Here is a 16,800-nt window from a genome sequence, read left to right as displayed (position 1 = left end):
TGCAATGGCGCAGATTTTGAAATCGCCGAAACCGCTGGCCACCAGCCCGATTAAAAGCGGGCAGCCGCTGGGGGCAATTCTGGCAAGCATGGGGCTGGAGGGGTGTATTCCGCTGGTTCATGGCGCCCAGGGGTGCAGCGCTTTCGCCAAGGTGTTTTTTATTCAGCACTTTCACGAGCCCATTCCCTTGCAAACCACGGCGATGGATCCGGTCACCACCATTATGGGGTCGAACGATAACGTCCTGGACGCCCTGGCTTTGCTGTGCGAGCGCCATAACCCGAAGATAATGGTGGTGTTGAGCACCGGCCTGTCGGAGGCCCAGGGGGCGGATCTGGCTTTCGCCTTACGCCAGTTCAGAGAGACCTACCCCAAATATCACGCCGTCGCCGTGGTCGCCGCCAGTTCGCCGGATTTTTACGGCTCGATGGAAAATGGCTATGCCGCCGTGCTGGAAAGCGTGATTGAACAGTGCGTGCCGCCATCCCCGAACGTCAGCGCCATCAGCAAAAAGCGGGTAAACCTGCTGCTGGGGCATATGCTGACCCCCGGCGACCATGAACAGATCCGCAGCTATGTCGAGGCTTTCGGCCTGCAGGCGATCGTTTTGCCCGATCTGGCGGGGTCGCTGGACGGCCATCTGGCGGAGGGCGATTTTTCCGCCCTGACCCAGGGCGGCACGCCGCTGCGCCAGCTTGAACAGATGGGGCAGAGCGCGTCGACCATCGCCATCGGCGTGTCGCTCCAGCGCGCCTCGCGTCTGCTGGAGCGCCGCAGCCATACGCCGTCGCTCTGGCTGCCGCATTTGATGACGCTGGATCGGTGCGACGCCTTTATCGAGCGCCTGCGCCAGCTCTCCGGCCGCGACGTGCCCGTCTGGATCGCCCGCCAGCGCGGCCAGTTGCAGGACGCGATGATTGACACCCATATCTGGCTCCAGGACAAGCGGATGGCGATTGCGGCGGAAGGCGATCTGCTGGCCGCCTGGCTGGACTTCGCCCTCAGCCAGGGGATCCGGCCCGAGTGCGTGGTCGCCCCGGCGAACCAGCCCGGCCTATCCGCGCTGCCGGTGGCCGAGGTGCAAATCGGCGATCTGGAGGACGTGGACGATAGGTTACAACGTCACCCGGTGGATATGCTGTGCGCCAACTCGCATGCGGCGGCGCTGGCGCAGAAATACCACCTGCCGCTGGTGCGTATCGGTTTTCCGCTGTTCGATCGCCTCGGCGAGTTCCGTCGCCTGCGCCAGGGCTATGGCGGAATGCGCGATACCCTGTTCGAGCTGGCGAACGCCATGCGTCAGGCCCATCGCCAGCTCCCGGTTTATCACTCTCCTCTGAAACAGGCTTTTCCGTCCGCCGCCGCGCAGGACCCCATTATGGAGACAAAGCCATGCGACATTTAACCCGTCAGTTGGCGATCCCCTCCGTCGACAGCTGGATTATTCGTATTGCGTTCGCCAGCGTCGATTTGCGCGTCGTCGATCAGCATTTCGGCTCGTCGCCGCGTCTGGCGATTTACGGCATACGCCGTGATGAAGTACAGCTGCTGGAAGTGGCCGACTTCACCGTCTTGCTCGGCCACAGCGAGGATAAACTCACCAGCCGCGTCAGCGCGGTGGAGGGCTGTTTCACCCTCTACTGCACGGCCATCGGCGATACGGCGTTCAGGCGGCTGCTGGCGATCGGGGTGCGGGCGGTGAACGTGGCGCGCAATACCCCGATAGCGGTGCTGTTGGCCGATGCGCAGGCGCTGTGCGCCGACGGCGGGATCAAGAAATCGTTGCGCAAAAAAGACCACGGCCGTTTCGATGCCATGATGCAGGAAAACGGCTGGTGCGACGAAGAGTGACGCTTGTCGGCTGTGCGACAAAACCGACAATTACCGGCGGGTATGCCACAGATCGCCAACTATTTTTTCCGCTATCTCACTGATAAAAGAGATTTTTTGTGACTGGCATCACATTTGCTCAGTGATAAGCGTCAGATAGCGGAGCCCAAACCATGATCCAAATCGATGCGACGACCCTAAACCAGCTCAGACAGCGCCAACGGCAGCGTACTCAGCCGACCGCCGGTCTGGCGCTGGTGGTGATGGGGGATGCCTGCCGGGGCTGGACGCTGCGGATGACGTGGCGCGCGCAGGCGCTGCCGGGCGACGAATGCCGCGACGTCGCCGGGCTGCGGCTGCTGGCCTCCGAACAGCATTGGCGGCACCTGGCGCAGGCGCGCATCAGCTCCGACGCGCAAGGCGTCTGGGTGGAGTTTCAGCCGCTGGGATGTCATTGCGCAGAGGGGACGTGCGCGGCGGCAACGGCATAGATCGACGAGCGGTAACCAACGGGAGAAGAGAGCATGTGGAATTATTCCGAAAAGGTAAAAGAACATTTCTTTCATCCGCGCAACGCCCGAGTGGTCGAGCAGGCGAATGCGGTGGGCGACGTCGGTTCTCTCAGCTGCGGCGATGCCCTGCGGCTGATGCTGCGGGTCGACCCCGCCAGCGAAGTGATTCAGGAAGCCGGATTTCAAACCTTTGGCTGCGGCAGCGCCATCGCCTCCTCATCGGCGTTGACCGAACTGATTATCGGTAAAACGCTGGAAGCCGCCGCGCGGGTCACCAATCGGGATATCGCCGATTATCTTGACGGTCTGCCGCCTGAAAAGATGCACTGCTCGGTAATGGGCCAGGAAGCGTTGCGGGTGGCGATCGCCAACTATCGCGGCGAAACCCTGGATGAGGAGCATGAAGAGGGCGCGCTGATCTGCAAATGCTTTGCCGTCGACGAAGGGCAAATCAAACGCGCGGTGCTGACCAACGGGCTGACCACGCTGGAAGAGGTCATCCATTACACCAAGGCCGGCGGCGGGTGCGCCGCCTGTCATGAAAAAATCGAGCAGGCGCTGGGCGCGATCCTGGACGCGGCCGGCGATAACCCGCCAGCGGCGGCGGTGGAAGAGAAAAGCGAACGCTGGCGGACGGTGGAAGAGATCGTTGCCGGACTGCGGCCGCATATCCAGATGGACGGGGGCGACATTACGCTGATCCGGGTGACGGACGATGAGGTGCGGGTAGCCCTGTCCGGCAGTTGCAATGGCTGCATGATGACGGATATGACGCTGGGCTGGCTGCAACAGAAACTGCTGGAGCGGCTGGGCTGCTTTATCCGCGTGGTTGCCGATACGCCCGCCGCCGGGGTGATTTTCCAGACTTCAGACTGCTAAGGAGCGTGCACGTGAAACCCATCTATCTGGATAACAATGCCACCACCCGCCTGGACCCGATGGTGCTGGAAGCCATGCTGCCGTTTTTGCAGGATCAGTACGGCAACCCGTCGTCGATTCATGATTTCGGCGAACCGTCGCGGCGGGCGCTGGCCAAAGCGCGCGAACAGGTCGCCAGTTTTCTCGGCGCGCGTCACGACAGTGAAGTCATCTTCACCTCCTGCGCGACGGAAGCGACCTCGACCGCCATTCTTTCCGCGGTGGAAGCCTTTCCCGCGCGGCGCGAAATCATCACCACCGCCGTGGAGCACCCGGCCACGCTGGAAGTATGCGAGCACCTGGAACGGCAGGGCTATAAAATTCACCGGCTGGAGGTAGACCAGCAGGGCGCGCTGGATCTGGATCGCTACCGCGCCTTGCTGCACGACGGCGTGGCGCTGGTAAGCGTTATGTGGGCGAATAACGAAACCGGGGTGTTGTTTCCGGTTGAGCGGATGGCCCAACTGGCCCATGAACAGGGCATTCTGTTTCACTGCGATGCCGTGCAGGCGCTGGGGAAGGTGCCGGTCGCGGTGACGGATTCGGCAATTGATATGCTCTCCTGTTCGGCACATAAAATTCACGGACCGAAGGGCACCGGCTGCCTGTGGCTGCGCCGCGGTACGCGCTTTCGCCCGCTGTTGCGCGGCGGACATCAGGAGCGCGGCCGCCGGGCGGGCACGGAAAATATCGCCGGTATCGTCGGCATGGGCATGGCGAGTGAACTGGCCGCCATCCATCTGCCGATGATGGCGGCCGGCATCGCCCCGCTGCGCGACCGGCTGGAAGCCGGGCTGCGGACCATCGCCGGCACCCGGGTGATGGGAGCGGGGCAGCCGCGCACGCCGAATACGCTGAATATCGCCTTTGAGTTTATCGAAGGGGAGGCCATTCTGCTGATGCTGAATCAGGCGGGAATCGCCGCCTCCAGCGGCAGCGCCTGTACCTCCGGCTCGCTGGAGCCCTCCCACGTGATGCGGGCGATGAGCATCCCCTATACCGCGGCGCACGGCAGCATCCGTTTTTCGCTGTCGCGCTATACGCGCGAGAAAGAGATCGACTACGTGCTCGAACAGATCCCGCCGGTGATCGACCGCCTACGCGCGCTGTCGCCCTACTGGCAGCAGGGAAAACCGGGGGAATTCACCCCCGCCTGGGGTTAACCGGGGAGATTGCGCCGATGAAAACCATCGTCATTAACGACACCACGCTGCGCGACGGCGAGCAAAGCCCCGGCGTGGCGTTCAGCGCCGATGAGAAACTGGCGATTGCCGAATCGCTGGCGCGGGCGGGGGTGCCCGAGCTGGAAGTCGGCACCCCCGCCATGGGCGACGAGGAGCGCGCGCGTATTTATCGCATCCGCCAGCGCCTGCCGGATATCACCCTGATGGCCTGGTGTCGGCTGAATGAACAGGATATCCGGCAGGCGGCGCGGCTGGGAGTGGACTGGGTCGATATTTCACTGCCGGTGTCCGCCTGTTTGCGGCAGTACAAAGTCGGCCTGGCGTGGCCGGATATGTTGCGGAGGCTCGGCGAGCTGATCTCCTTCGCGCTGTCGCTGGGGCTTAAGGTCTGCGTGGGCGGTGAGGACGCCTCACGCGCCGACGAGCCGGATTTGGCGGCGGTGGCGCAGGTCGCCGGCATCGCCGGCGCCGGCCGCTTGCGCTTTGCCGATACCCTGGGACTGCTCGATCCCTCTGCGACCGGGCGGCAGATTCGGCGGCTACGGCGCTATTGGCCGGGCGAGTTGGAGATCCATGCCCACAACGATTTCGGCATGGCGACGGCGAACACCCTGGCGGCGGTGCGCGCCGGGGCGACGCACGTCAGCACCACCGTTCTGGGATTGGGCGAGCGGGCGGGCAACGCCGCGCTGGAGCAGGTGGCGCTGGCGCTGCGGCATACGCGGCTGGGCGCCACCCATATCGATACCCGGCAGTTGCCCGCCCTGTGCCGGCAGGTCGCCGGCGCCGCCGGAGAGAGCGTCCCTTGTCGGCAACCGCTGGTCGGCGAACGGGTCTTCACCCATGAGTCGGGCGTACACGTGGCAGCTTTGTTGCAGGGGGTTGAGAGTTATCAGAGCGTTGCGCCGCAGCTGCTGGGACGCGAGCACCAACTGGTATTGGGCAAGCATTCCGGCCGGCGGGCGCTGGAGGCGGTGTTCTCGCAGTTGGGCCTGCCGCTGAGCGCGGCGCAAATCCCGCTGATTCAGCAAGCGCTGCGCGCCTTTGCCGAAAGCGACAAACGCAGCCCCACCGGCGATGAGCTTTACCGCCTCTATCGCGGGATAAGCGAAACACCGGCCGGGGAGCTTAACGTCGTCTGAAGGCTGAGGGATTCCCAGCAAATAATTAAGCATTATTTGATAAATCGTCTCAGATAGCAGGATGTGGTTTTTAAAGGTTTTCCTTCGCGTAAAAAATCGCGCTGAGGTGGGCGTGACCGCCGGGTGAGCCCCTCCGTGTCGGGCGCGTGCTGTGACGGTCATAGAAATCGACTGAGGTTAGTGCGCACGAAACTTTCACTGTGCTTACAGAAATTCTTTCCCCAAATTTGTGGGGATTCCTCAGGTCTAAAGAGGATAAGTATGAACTGGTTTAATCAACTACCCGGCGTAAGCCAATTGGAAAGCGCCGAAGACTTCCTGCGTTTTTTCGCCATTCCGTTTGATGAACGCAGCGTACGGGTTAAACATCTGCATATCCTGCACGCTTTCAACCTGCGCCTGCGGCGCTATCAACTCTTTGATGAGCCGCCGCTCGCGCCGCGGCAGCGTCAGCAATTCCGGCTGCAACAGGTACGCGCGATGCTGCTCGAAAGCTATCGCCACGTTGTCGGCGGCGAACTGCGGGAACGTTCGCCGCTGAAAGTCTATCAGCGCAGCGCCCGCTGTTTTATCCCCTGGCTGCTGCTGGATGAAGGAGAAAACGGATGAAGCCGCGTTTTGCGTTTGGCGAAGCGGTGCGGGCGATCCGCACCCTGCGTAATGACGGTACTTTTCCGGCTATGGCGCGCGGCGAGCAACTGGTGCGCCGTGGTGCCGTCGGCTACGTGCGCGAGTGGGGCACGTTTTTGCAGGACAATATTATCTACCAGGTCCATTTTCTGGATAGCGACCGCATTGTGGGCTGCCGCGAGCACGAGCTGATACCGGCCGCGGCCCCCTGGGTCGACGGGGCGTTTCAATACGGCGACTGGGTCGCCGCCGCCATGATCCTGGCCACCGATCGCCATATCCGGGTGCAGGCCGGGGATGTCGGTCAGATAATGGGCGTGGAACGCGATATGCAACCGATGCAGTTTATCGTGCTGTTCGGCGGTACGTTGCTACAGGTGCCGGAACATGCTCTGGAGGCGATCGATCGTGACGACCTGTAATATCGATGCGCCGACCATGTGGCAGCGTTACTCCCGGCTCAAGCTCTCCTTATCCCTTTACCAGTGTCCGCCGTGGCGGCAAACGCCCGAACAGCGGGCGGCGTTCGCCGCACAGGTCGCACGGCAATGGCGGCTGGAAGCCGCTATCCGCGACCATGCGCAACGGCAGGGAATCGGCGCGCCGCGGCAAAATAGCGGCGACGCGCAGTATCTGCTGCGTAGCCATTTCGCTGACGAACAGGACTGGCAAAACGCCTTGCAACGCGCGGGCATTGACGCCGCCGGCCTGTCGCAGGCCCTGGTCCATGAAACCCTGCTTACCGCCATGCTGGAAAATGTGGCCGACCAGGCGCCAGAGGTAAGCGAGGAGGAAATCGAAGCGTGGTATCGCCATAACGCCCATCGCTTCCAACGCCCGGAGCAACGGCTGGCGCACCATTTACTGCTGGTGATTGACGATACGCAGGTCGATTGTGACAGGGTAACGGTCACCGGACGGATCGCCGCGCTGTGCCGCCGCTTGAAGACCAACCCGCGGCGCTTTCCCCGGCTGGCCGCGCGTTTCTCGCAGTGCCCGACGGCGCTGGAAGGCGGGAAAATCGGCTGGGTGAGCCGGGGTATGCTGTATCCGGTACTGGATAGCCAATTATTTTCCCTGGCGGCGAATGACGTCAGCCCGGTAGTGGAAAGCCCGATGGGGCTGCATATTCTCTGGTGCGAAGCGATCCGGCCGGCCGGTGAACTGCCCAAAGCGGACGCATTGGCGCAAATCCGCCGGCAGTGGCGGGAAAAGCGCCGCCAAGGGTATCAGCGCCAGTGGCTGTTAACGCTTTCAGTAGGAGATTCCCGCCTACTGCCGCGGGAATGACGGGGTAGTAGGCGGGAATGACGGGGTAGTGGCGGGAATGATGGGGTAGTGGCGGGAATGATGGTGCTTGTAAGCAGATACGCCGTTAATCTGATCGTGAACACCATTTTCCCATATCAAAACTCAGCCTGAAGCTGGCTAACCCACCGCGTAACGCGTTCTTCCGTCAAATCCTGCTGATTATCCTGATCCAGTACCAGCCCGACGAAGCTGCCGCTTTCCAACGCCGCGGAGTCGGTAAAGGTATAGCCCTCGGCCGGCCAGGCGCCGATGATATTGGCGCCGGTCTCGCTGACGATATCATACAGCTCGCCCAGGGCGCTGACAAAGTCATCGGGATAGCTCTCCTGATCGCCGAGCCCGAACAGGGCGACGGTTTTGCCGCTCAGATCGGCGTTTGCCAGTTCATTGGCGAATTCCGCCCATGACTCGCTCACGCACTCCGCGTCCAGGCCGGGAAGTTGCCCGTCGCCCAGGGTGGGGGTGCCGAGGATCAGGATATCGTAGGCCAGCAGATCGTCGAGCGAGGCGCGGTTGATATTCACCGGATCGGCGGCCTGTTCGCCCAGCTTCTGCTTGATAAGCTTGGCGACCTTGCGGGTTTTACCGGTGTCGGTACCGAAAAAAATGCCTATAGTGCTCATGGTTTACATCTCCTTAAAAGGACGTCCGAAAAAGGGCGGTTATTGCTCATCGTCATCGTCCGCCGGCGCGGCGGCGCGTTCAATCGGCAGATAGATTTCCACCCGATCGCCTTCGCGTACTTCGCTGTCCGGGGAACAAAGGCGGCCGTAAATTCCCATACGATGCACATCCGGGTTCAGCCCGGGGTACAGGGCCGGCAGCGGCGAGGCCAGAAAAGCCTCTCGCAGCGTGACGGGCTCCGGCATTTCCATGTCGATGCAGCGGCTCTGGTAACCGTTGGCGTGGGCGATGGTGAATTTCATCCGTGGCAGCCTCCGCATCCGGCGCCGCAGCCTGAGCCCGACGATTCTTTCTTCAATACGTCGCGGCCGTAGCGCAGCACTTTGACGCCGCGGATCGCCGCCAGCACCAGTCCCATCACCACAAAACCGCCCGGCGGCAATAGCATCAGCAGAAAACCGTCATAGTCCGGCAGCAGGTGCATTTCCAGAAAATGGAATGCCGGCCCCAGCAGCCGTTCCGCTCCGCTGAACAGCGTGCCGCTGCCGATGATTTCACGGATGGCGCCCATAGAGGTCACCCCGAGGGTAAAGCCCAACCCCGTCGCCATGCCGTCCAGCGTGGCGGCGAACGGCGGGTTATGGGCGGCAAAGGATTCCGCCCGGCCGAGCAGGGCGCAGTTCGCCACAATCAGCGGAATAAACAGCCCGAGTATTTTGTGCAGATCGTGCATCCAGGCATTCATCGACAGGTCGAGCAGCGTCACCAGGCTGGAAATGATCAGGATATAAACCGGAATGCGGATCTGGTGCGGGGTGATATGGCGCAGCAGCGACACCAGCAGATTGGCCCCCGCCAGCACCGCGGTGGTCATCAGCCCCATGCCGAAGCCGTTGGTCGCGGTGGTCGTAACCGCCATCAGCGGACACAGCCCGAGGATCTGTACGTAGGTGATATTGTTGGTCCAGATGCCGCTGACCAGAATATCCCGATAGGCGGGGCGCTCCGCCGGCGCGACCGCGGTAATGTCACTCATTGGTTTTTTCCTCCGTCAAGCCAAGCAATTCGGCCCGGTGGCGCTGGAATAGCAGCAGCGTCTGGTGAACGCTTTTTACCACGGCGCGCGGGGTGATGGTGGCGCCGGTAAAGGCATCAAAGTCGCCGCCGTCCTTTTTGACGTGCCACTGTTTCTCGGTGGTGTTTTGCAGCGACTTACCGTTAAAGCCCAGGATCCAGTCGCCGTGGCCAAGTTCGATTTTGTCTCCCAGCCCCGGCGTTTCGGTATGGGAAATGGTGCGCACGCCGGTGAGTTCGCCGGCGGCATTAATGCCAATCAGCAGGGAAATCACCCCGCTGTAGCCTCGTTCGGCGCCGAACATCACCACGCCGCTGGGTCGGCCTTGCAGCGTGGCGCGGTAAATCCGTATCGGCTCCCCCGCCAGCGTCAGCGTGACCTCGCCGCTGCCGAGCGCATTATCGTGCAGCGCCGGCGGGAAGACGGCCGCCAGCTGACGCTGGGTGTCTTCCTGATGGCGCAGCTCAATTTCGTGATAGGTTGCCCACCAGACGCCGCCGATCGTCAGGCTGATCAACAGGGTAAAGGCGCCAAGCAGCAAGCTCAGGTTCAGCGGGTGGCTGCGCGGCGGCCAGTTCAGCCCGCGGTAAAAGGCAGAGGTCATGTCATTTCTCCTTCTGCGTTTGGTAGCCGTAGGCGCGCGGCCGGGTCCAGCTATCGATCAACGGCGTCACCGCGTTGACCAGCAGCACCGCGAAGGCGACCCCTTCGGGATAATTGCCGAAGCTGCGGATGGCCCAGACCAGCAGGCCGGCCAGCGCGCCATAATACAGGCGGCCGCGCGGGCTGCCGGGGCCGGTCACCGGGTCGGTGATAATAAAAACCGCCCCCAGCATCAGCCCGCCGGTGGTGAGTTGCGCCATCGGCGGCAAAATCGTCTCCGGCGCTATAAGCCATTGCACCAGGCCGGGAAACAGGCAGCCGGCCAGCATGGCGACCGGCGCATGCCAGCTGAAAACCCGCTGCTGCAACAGCCACAGCCCGCCCAGCGCCAGCAGCAGGGTGGACGTTTCGCCAAAGCTGCCGTTATGGGTGCCGAGCAGGGCGTTTTGCCATGAAAAATCGGCCTGGAGACGTTCGCGGAACGCGCCCAGCAGGGTGGCGCCGGTGGCGCCGTCGGTATGCAGGGAATAGACCGCGCCATGCCAGAACTCGCTGGGAACGACCCAGTGGGTCATTTGCACCGGAAAGGAGATCAGCACTACGACGCGCGCCAGCATGGCGGGGTTAAACAGATTCTGACCGAGCCCGCCATAGATATGCTTACCCAGCAGGATGGCGATGGCGGAACCCAGCGCCCCCAGCCACAGCGGGGCATGGGGCGGCAGGCTGAGGGTAAACAGCAGCGCGGTCAGCAGCGCGCTGCCGTCAAAGACATGGCCGAGGGCCAGCGGATGCATTCGCAGGCACAGCGCTTCACACAGCAGAGCGGTAACAACGCTGGCGAACATCAGCATCAGCGCCGGGGCGCCGAACTGGATGATGCCCAGCAGCACCACCGGCAGCAGCGCCAGATTGACTTTATACATCAGGTTTTGTGTGCTAAGTCCCTGATGTACATGGGGTGATGTCAGCATGCGGGATCCTCCAGCGGGGTAGTTGGCGTAGCACGGCGGCGCGACGGCCTGGCGGCTTTCGCCGCCGCCTTTTCCTCCGCTTCCCGGGCGAGGCGCGCCTGGCGGCGGAGACTATTGGCGCTGGCGCGCGCTATTTTTTGCTCCTGGCGCCGTTCCAGCCTTAGCTGCTGTTGTCCCCAGTCGAAGAACTGCGTCAACGGCAGCACCGCGGGGCAAACCCATGAGCAGGAACCGCACAGCAGACAGCTGTTCAGCCCCAGATCCCGGGCGTTATTCAACGCATCCATTTTCAGCTCCGCCAGCATCGCCAGCGGGGCCAACCCCATCGGACAGGCATCGACGCAGCGGCCGCAGCGCAGGCAGGCGCTGGCGTGAGGCTGGGGGATTTCATCTTCGGTCAGCAGCAGCAGACCGCTGGTGCCTTTGGTGATCGGCGCGTTGAGGTCGGTCGTCGCCCGCCCCATCATCGGCCCGCCCAGAATGATTCTGGCGGGGGTGCTTTTCATGCCGCCGCAGGCGGAGATAATGGCGTTTATCGGCGTGCCGATGGGCACCAGCAGGTTGCCGGGCCGTTCAATCGCCCGGCCGCTGACGGTGATCACCCGGTGGGTCAGCGGCTGACGAAAGCGAATGGCGTGGAAAATGGCGATGCAGGTGCCGACGTTCTGCACCAGCACGCCCATCTCCGGCGATCGTTTGTCGTGCGGAATTTGCCGGCCGGTCACCGCTTCAATCAGCTGCTTGGCCGATCCCATCGGGTAGAGCGACGGCAGGGCGACCACGTCCATCGCTTCCTCATCCTGACACAGGCCGTCAAGACGCCGGAGCGCCTCGCTTTTATTGTCTTCAATGCCGATATAGACGTGCCGGGCACTGGTCAGCTGTTGTAAATAGCGGATGCCGCCGATCAGGAATTCGGCCTGCTCCTGCATCATGCGCTCGTCGGCGGTAATATAAGGTTCGCACTCGCCGCCGTTGATGATGAGATAGTCGATTTCATGGCGCATGGCCAGGCGGATTTTATCCGCCGCCGGGAACATCGCGCCGCCCATTCCCACGATGCCGGCCTGGGCGATCAGCGACAGCATCTGCTCCGCGGGCGGGGCCTCCGGGGGCTCAAGACGTATGGCCTGCGCCGTGGAGGGCAACACGCGCAAGCGGATATAACCGGACTCGCCGGGAACCACCTCGGTCACCATACCCTGCGCCGGGCTGTGCAGCGGCGCGGACATGCGGCCGAACGGCCGGGCCAGCAGCTGGCCACAGGTGACGGTGTCACCTACCTTTACCTCGGGAAGCGCGGGGGCGCCGGTATGCTGGCGTAACGGCAGGGTTAGCCTGTCCGGCGTATCGAGGGTACGGATGGCCTGGTGGCGGGTTAACGATTTGTGGCTATAAGGCCGAATGCCGCCGTGAGGCGTGGCGAGGGCTTTAAGCATAATCCGGCTCCTGAGGTAAAGGTAAACCCGGTTTGACGACCGCGGGGGTGAGATGGGGATCGGCGTAGAGAGTGATACAGCTATTAGGGCAGGCGCTCAGGCAGGCGCCGCACCCGGTGCAGTCTTCGCTGAGGACGCCGTGCAGCTGACGTGTCGTCCCGACGATGGCGTCGAACGCGCACTGTTTTAAACAGCGGCCGCAGCCGTCACAGCCCGGCGCGGCGATCGCCGCCACCATAGGCCCTTGGGGGCCGTTATCCTCCAGATTGACACCCAATAATGCGGCGATGCGTTGGGCAACCCTATTTCCACCGGGCGAGCAGATGGTGACGGCCGCTTCGCCGCCGGCCATGGCGACGGCGGCCTGACGGCAGCCGGGGTAGCCGCATTGGCCGCACTGTCCGCTCGGCAGCAGCGCCACAATGCTTTCCACCATCGGGTCGCTTTCGACTTTCAGGTAGATGGCGGCATAGCCCAGCAGTGCGCCGATTATCGCGGAAATAAACGGGATGGCGAGCAGGGAAAGCACCAGTAAAATCATCGCCGCCTCCCTATGATGACAATCCGGCGAAGCCGGTAAAGGCCAGCGCCAGAATGCTGGCGGTAATAAAGTTGAGCGGGGTGCCTTTAAACAGCAGCGGCGGCAAGGCGCTGGCCTGCCGCTCGCGCAAACCGGCGAAGATGACCATCACCAGCGAATACCCCAGCGAGGCGCTAAAGCCGAACAGCACGCTGTGGGTGAAACCGAGATGCTCCTGCAGTATCAGCAGCGCCACGCCGAGCACGGCGCAGTTGGTGGTGATCAGCGGGAGAAAGATCCCCAGCGTGCGGTAGAGCGCCGGGCTGTATTTCGCCATCACCATTTCAATCAGCTGCACCAGCGAGGCGATCACCAGAATCACCGACAGCAGGCGCAGATATTCCAGATCGAGCGGTATCAGGATCCAGGATTCGACCATCCAGCTCAGCCCGGCGGCCAACGTAATGACCGCGGTGGTGGCGACGGATATGCCGACGGCGGCGTGAACCTGATTGGTGACGCCCATAAAGGAGCACAGCCCCAGGAAGCGCGCCAGCACGACGTTATTGACCAGAATATTGGTCAGCATGATTAGCAGTATCTCTTTCATTTATCCCCCCGGCGTCATGATTGCCACCAAGGGTATTGCGAAAGCCATGCCAGTTTATGCAGCTCAATTAATGCCCGATAAGAAGGCAATTCCCTGCGCCAAAAATGCGCAGCGGGGAAAATCCAGGGGATGTGATTGCGGTCACAGACAGCGCCAAACCCGCTTATCAGGGCCAAAACCCCTATCAAGATCAAGCTTTCGGCGTTTTTTCATCCATGAGGAATGAATCTTGCACATTTTTTATGGTTATTTCGTGTCGTTCGACGGCTGTTCCGCAATCTGACAATTTGTCATGAAGCCGACAGAATCCGCAATGCAAACCGGAGGAGCCAGGATGAATTCATCATTGGTTTTGGATGATGTACAGCTGATTACATCATCCTGGGGGGGAAAGGGGCTGCATGCGGCGGTGTTTCACACCGCCGTGGAGCAGTCTTCGGTCGCTATTTCGATTACCGATCCGCAGGCGAACATTGTTTACGTCAATCCAGCATTCTGCGCGCTGAGCGGCTATACGCGGCAAACGCTGATTGGCGCCAATCACAATCTGCTTTCCAGCAATCAGACGCCGGAATCGGTTTATCAGTCGATGTGGGAAACGATAACCGCCGGTAACGCCTGGAGCGGCCAGTTGATAAACCGGCGCCGGGATTCATCGCTTTATCTGGCGGAAATCACCATTTCCCCCATCGTCAACGCGCAGGGTGAAATCGAACACTATCTCGGGATGCATAAGGATATCAGCGAACGCTACGCGCTGGCGCAGCGGGTGCGTAACCAGATGACGCTGATCTCCGCCGTGCTGAACAATATTCCGGCCGCGGTGGTGGTGGTGGACGGCCAGCAGAAAATCGTGATGGATAATCTGGCCTATAAAACCCTCAGCGCCGACTGCGAGGGTCGGGAACCGCTGGTATTGCTGGATGGGTTAAACCACGCGGCGCCGGACGCCTTGCTGCCGCTGACCATTCGCGGCGCGCAGCGTTGGTTTTCGGTCAGCTGCTGGCCGCTGCACGCCGTCAACGAAGAGGCCAGCCTCTATTTCACCGACAGCGCGCCGCCGCGGCAATTGGTGGTGATTGTGGACTGCACCGAGCAGCAGCGGCAAATCAACCAGGATCGGCGCGCCCAGCTCGAACGCCTGATTAACGTCAATAAGATGATGGCGGCTATCCGCGAAACGCTGGACGCGGCGCTGATCCAGCTCAGTTGCCCGTTAAATATGCTGTCCGCCGCGCTGCGCCTGAACCCCGATGCCGACAGCGTCGCGCTGCGCGCGGCGTGGAATGAGGGTAAAGAGGCGATAGCCCGTCTGACGGCGTGCCGTCCCTCAATGCATCATGAGCCGCCGGACAGCTGGACGGTGCCTGCGATGCTGGCGGATCTGGCGGAGCTCTATCAGTACCGCATCGGCAAGATCGGCAAACTGGTCTGGTCGTGCTCCTCGGCGGATTTAACGCTGCGCGGCCAGCGGACGCTGATCCTGACCGCGCTCAGCCTGTGGCTCGATCGCTGCCTGGCGCTGTCGGCAAGCGAGGAGGTCGAGACGGTGATTGAGATCCGCGCCGCCCGGCAGTGCCGCCGCATCTGTTTTTCCGTCGCCGATAATCTGCCGCTGGCGGCACGGAATGCCCCGCACCCGATGATGGAAATCCTGGCTACCGGGCAGTGCATGGAGTTACGCCTGATTCAGATGATCGCGTCGCAGCTGGGCGGCACGGTCAATATCGAGAATATCTCATCCGGTGCAACCAGGATGATGCTCGCCCTGCCGCTTGATGGTTTATGCCTCACCGATACCGCCACTTCGAGGGGATGAAAAAATGGCTCATTTTCCGACGACAGAACGGGTGACCCGCCGCCTGGATCTGCAACAACAGGTTGTCGCGCTGCATAAAATCAGCGTGGCGCTCAGCCACTCACTGGATTTGCAGCATACGCTGGAGGCGATGATTCAGGCGCTGCACGACCATGCCTTTATGCAGTACGGCATGGTGTGCCTGTTTGATAAAGATCGCGCGTCGTTATTTATCGAGGCGCTGCAAGGGGCGGATACCCAGGTGATCAAAGGGGGGCGGGGCGTGCGCTACAGGGTTGGCGAAGGTATTTTAGGTTCGGTGATGAGCCAGCGGACCTCGCTGGTTTTACCCCGGGTATCGGACGATCCGCGTTTTCTGGATCGCCTTAACCTGTATGACTATGCGCTGCCTTTTATCTGCGTGCCCATTCCGGGACCGGATGAGATGCCATTGGGGGTCTTGGCCGCGCAGCCGATGGAACTGCATGAAGACCGGCTGCCCTCCAGCACCCGTTTTCTGGAAATGGTCGCCAATCTGATAGCGCAAACCGTCCGTCTGGTCGGCCATGCCAATGGGGAAAGCGAGGCGCTTCGCACCGAGCGCGATAGTTTGCGCAGAAAGGTGCAGCAGCAGTACGGCTTTGACAATATCGTGGGTAAAAGCCTGCCGATGCGGCATATTTTCGACATGATGCGTCAGGTATCGCGCTGGGACACCACGGTGTTGATCCGCGGCGAGAGCGGCACCGGCAAAGAGATGATCGCCAACGCCATTCACTACAACTCCCCGCGCGCCGGCGCGCCTTTCGTCAAATTCAACTGCGCGGCGCTGCCGGATTCGCTGCTGGAAAGCGAACTGTTCGGCCATGAAAAGGGCGCGTTCACCGGCGCGGTGAAACAGCGCAAAGGGCGTTTTGAGCTGGCCGACGGCGGCACCCTGTTTCTCGATGAGATTGGCGAAAGCAGCGCCTCGTTTCAGGCCAAGCTGTTGCGCATCCTGCAGGAAGGCGAAATGGAGCGGGTCGGCGGCGACGAAACCCTGCGTGTGGACGTGCGCATTATCGCCGCCACCAATCGTAATCTGGAAGACGAGGTGCGAGCCGGCCATTTTCGCGAGGATCTCTATTACCGGCTGAACGTAATGCCTATCTTTTTACCGCCGCTGCGCGAGCGGATTGAGGATGTGCAGGATCTGGCGCAGTTTTTGCTGACCAAGCTGAGTAAACGCCAGGGGCGGACGCTGCATATCAGCGACGGCGCGCTACGGCTGCTGATGAACTACGACTGGCCGGGCAACGTGCGCGAACTGGAGAACTGTCTGGAGCGTGCGGCGGTGATGGCGGAGGACGGGTTGATCGACCGTGATGTGATCCTGTTCAACTACAGGGAAAACGCCCTGATGCCGTTTAACGGCAACAAAACCAACGACGCGCTAACCGCCGGCGGCAGCGAGCCGGGTATTGAAAATATTCAGGATGAACGGCAGCGGCTGATCGCGGCGCTGGAACGCACCGGCTGGGTGCAGGCCAAGGCGGCCCGGCTGTTGGGCATGACGCCCCGGCAGGTGGCTTACCGTATTCAGATTATGAATATCAATATGCAGCGGATGTGAGGCCGCCGCCGGCATCCC

At 61.8% G+C, this 16,800-nt stretch carries 19 protein-coding genes; 11 read left to right on the top strand and 8 right to left on the bottom strand.

The features are described 5' to 3' along the window. Positions 1-4 precede the first annotated feature (4 nt). From nifN to nifM, 9 genes are all read left to right on the top strand, one after another. A complete protein-coding gene (nifN, locus tag MFP24_RS23835; protein ID WP_249232202.1) occupies positions 5-1,405 on the top strand; it encodes a nitrogenase iron-molybdenum cofactor biosynthesis protein NifN in 1,401 nt (466 codons plus the stop codon). Then, the gene (locus MFP24_RS23830) at positions 1,393-1,851 is read left to right on the top strand and encodes a NifB/NifX family molybdenum-iron cluster-binding protein (protein ID WP_249232203.1); all 459 of its coding nucleotides are present in this window, start codon (positions 1,393-1,395) and stop codon (positions 1,849-1,851) included. Before nifN ends, MFP24_RS23830 begins: the two co-directional genes overlap by 13 nt. Positions 1,852-2,003: 152 nt before the next feature. Continuing rightward, positions 2,004-2,321 (top strand): hypothetical protein, encoded by a 318-nt coding sequence (locus tag MFP24_RS23825; RefSeq protein WP_249232204.1) that lies wholly within the window; start codon positions 2,004-2,006, stop codon positions 2,319-2,321. Between the two features lie 33 nt (positions 2,322-2,354). Then, positions 2,355-3,221: a Fe-S cluster assembly protein NifU gene (nifU, locus tag MFP24_RS23820; protein ID WP_249232205.1), complete on the top strand. Its 867-nt coding sequence runs from the start codon at positions 2,355-2,357 to the stop codon at positions 3,219-3,221. Between the two features lie 11 nt (positions 3,222-3,232). Next, entirely contained in the window at positions 3,233-4,423 is a 1,191-nt protein-coding gene (gene nifS, locus MFP24_RS23815) for a cysteine desulfurase NifS (RefSeq protein WP_249232206.1), read from the top strand. A 17-nt stretch (positions 4,424-4,440) separates the two neighbouring features. Then, positions 4,441-5,586: a homocitrate synthase gene (nifV, locus tag MFP24_RS23810; RefSeq protein WP_249232207.1), complete on the top strand. Its 1,146-nt coding sequence runs from the start codon at positions 4,441-4,443 to the stop codon at positions 5,584-5,586. Between the two features lie 261 nt (positions 5,587-5,847). Beyond that, positions 5,848-6,195 (top strand): nitrogenase-stabilizing/protective protein NifW, encoded by a 348-nt coding sequence (locus tag MFP24_RS23805; protein ID WP_249232208.1) that lies wholly within the window; start codon positions 5,848-5,850, stop codon positions 6,193-6,195. Further along, the gene (locus MFP24_RS23800; protein WP_136168386.1) at positions 6,192-6,638 is read left to right on the top strand and encodes a nitrogen fixation protein NifZ; all 447 of its coding nucleotides are present in this window, start codon (positions 6,192-6,194) and stop codon (positions 6,636-6,638) included. Before MFP24_RS23805 ends, MFP24_RS23800 begins: the two co-directional genes overlap by 4 nt. Further along, positions 6,625-7,506, top strand: coding sequence for a nitrogen fixation protein NifM (nifM, locus tag MFP24_RS23795; protein WP_249232209.1), 882 nt, complete (start codon positions 6,625-6,627; stop codon positions 7,504-7,506). The genes MFP24_RS23800 and nifM overlap by 14 nt, the downstream gene beginning before the upstream one ends. Positions 7,507-7,622: 116 nt before the next feature. Here nifM and MFP24_RS23790 read toward each other — a convergent pair whose 3' ends face one another. The 8 genes from MFP24_RS23790 to rsxA are packed head-to-tail and all read right to left on the bottom strand — an operon-like array spanning position 7,623 to position 13,372. Beyond that, on the bottom strand, positions 7,623-8,150 hold the full coding sequence (locus MFP24_RS23790) for a flavodoxin (RefSeq protein WP_249232210.1): 528 nt from the start codon (positions 8,148-8,150) through the stop codon (positions 7,623-7,625). Between the two features lie 39 nt (positions 8,151-8,189). Beyond that, positions 8,190-8,453 carry an RnfH family protein gene (locus MFP24_RS23785; protein WP_249232211.1) on the bottom strand — a complete coding sequence of 88 codons (264 nt, stop codon included), beginning with the start codon at positions 8,451-8,453 and terminating at the stop codon, positions 8,190-8,192. Then, positions 8,450-9,187, bottom strand: a complete 738-nt coding sequence (locus MFP24_RS23780; protein ID WP_249232212.1) for an electron transport complex subunit E — start codon at positions 9,185-9,187, stop codon at positions 8,450-8,452. The genes MFP24_RS23785 and MFP24_RS23780 overlap by 4 nt, the downstream gene beginning before the upstream one ends. Beyond that, complete coding sequence (gene rsxG, locus MFP24_RS23775; RefSeq protein ID WP_249232213.1) at positions 9,180-9,830, bottom strand: electron transport complex subunit RsxG; 651 nt, start codon at positions 9,828-9,830, stop codon at positions 9,180-9,182. Before rsxG ends, MFP24_RS23780 begins: the two co-directional genes overlap by 8 nt. A gap of 1 nt (position 9,831) precedes the next feature. Further along, positions 9,832-10,803, bottom strand: a complete 972-nt coding sequence (locus tag MFP24_RS23770) for an RnfABCDGE type electron transport complex subunit D (protein ID WP_249232214.1) — start codon at positions 10,801-10,803, stop codon at positions 9,832-9,834. Beyond that, positions 10,797-12,242 carry an electron transport complex subunit RsxC gene (gene rsxC / locus MFP24_RS23765; RefSeq protein ID WP_249232215.1) on the bottom strand — a complete coding sequence of 482 codons (1,446 nt, stop codon included), beginning with the start codon at positions 12,240-12,242 and terminating at the stop codon, positions 10,797-10,799. Before rsxC ends, MFP24_RS23770 begins: the two co-directional genes overlap by 7 nt. After that, positions 12,235-12,783: an RnfABCDGE type electron transport complex subunit B gene (locus MFP24_RS23760; protein ID WP_249232216.1), complete on the bottom strand. Its 549-nt coding sequence runs from the start codon at positions 12,781-12,783 to the stop codon at positions 12,235-12,237. Before MFP24_RS23760 ends, rsxC begins: the two co-directional genes overlap by 8 nt. Positions 12,784-12,793: 10 nt before the next feature. Next, positions 12,794-13,372: an electron transport complex subunit RsxA gene (rsxA, locus tag MFP24_RS23755; protein WP_009112707.1), complete on the bottom strand. Its 579-nt coding sequence runs from the start codon at positions 13,370-13,372 to the stop codon at positions 12,794-12,796. Between the two features lie 334 nt (positions 13,373-13,706). Here rsxA and nifL point away from each other — a divergent pair, with 334 nt between their 5' ends. Continuing rightward, positions 13,707-15,191: a nitrogen fixation negative regulator NifL gene (gene nifL / locus MFP24_RS23750; protein ID WP_249232217.1), complete on the top strand. Its 1,485-nt coding sequence runs from the start codon at positions 13,707-13,709 to the stop codon at positions 15,189-15,191. Between the two features lie 4 nt (positions 15,192-15,195). Beyond that, on the top strand, positions 15,196-16,782 hold the full coding sequence (gene nifA / locus MFP24_RS23745) for a nif-specific transcriptional activator NifA (protein ID WP_249232218.1): 1,587 nt from the start codon (positions 15,196-15,198) through the stop codon (positions 16,780-16,782). Positions 16,783-16,800: the final 18 nt, after the last annotated feature.

Source organism: Brenneria tiliae, assembly GCF_023347575.1.
GTDB lineage: Bacteria > Pseudomonadota > Gammaproteobacteria > Enterobacterales > Enterobacteriaceae > Brenneria > Brenneria corticis.
This window is presented reverse-complemented; position numbering and strand designations above follow the sequence as displayed.